Origin of the sequence: Paracoccus sp. SSJ, from assembly GCF_030234105.1 — a bacterium.
Classification (GTDB): domain Bacteria; phylum Pseudomonadota; class Alphaproteobacteria; order Rhodobacterales; family Rhodobacteraceae; genus Paracoccus; species Paracoccus denitrificans.
Genome location: NZ_JASSPE010000074.1, coordinates 1 through 649, shown reverse-complemented (window position 1 = coordinate 649; position 649 = coordinate 1). Strand labels below are relative to the sequence as shown.

The following is a 649-nucleotide window of genomic DNA, read 5'->3' as shown; positions in this document are numbered from 1 at the left end:
AGGGTTGGCCGCAGGGGGGCGAACCGCAGAGAGGTTGGCCGCGGCGGGGCCGATCTGGGAGGCGGTATCGGACATGTGAACGCAAACACTGGTCTGGACGGGCGGCAATATGTAACAACTGCGCCCGAAAGGTAAACCAGCGAAAGCGCACCTGCCCGTGACCACCCCCACCACACCGCCCGGCAGCAAGGCCGGCCAGCCGGCCCAGCAGCCGGCCGCCAGGCAGCAAGGCCCCGCTGCCGCCGCTGCACCGGCGACGCAGGCGGATGCCGCCGCACAAGCCAAGCCGCAAGCCGCGACCGGGGCACCCAAGCCCGGCCCGGCGCGACAGCCCGCCGCACCCCCGGCCGATCCGAAACCCGCCGATCCGAAGCCGGCCGCACCCCAGGCTGCCGCGCCCCAGGCTGCCGCGCCCAAGCCGGCCGCGCCGCAGGACGCATCCCCGGCCCGCGCGCAGCGCCCCTTCCAGGGCCAGCAGGGCCTGGGCGCAAAGCCGCAGGACGCCCAGCCGCAACCGGAAAGGCCGCAGCCCCAGAAACCGCAGCCCGAGAAGACCCAGCCGGGACCGGCAGCATCGAAGCCGGCAGCAGCGCAGCCGCCGCAGCAGAAGCCGCCGGCGCAGCCCCGGCAGGATCAGGCGCAGGATCAG

General features: G+C 74.7%; 1 pseudogene. It reads left to right on the top strand.

What is annotated here, in order from left to right:
- Positions 1-157: 157 nt before the first annotated feature.
- A pseudogene (locus QPR87_RS23560) lies at positions 158-649 on the top strand (hypothetical protein); the annotation flags it as partial.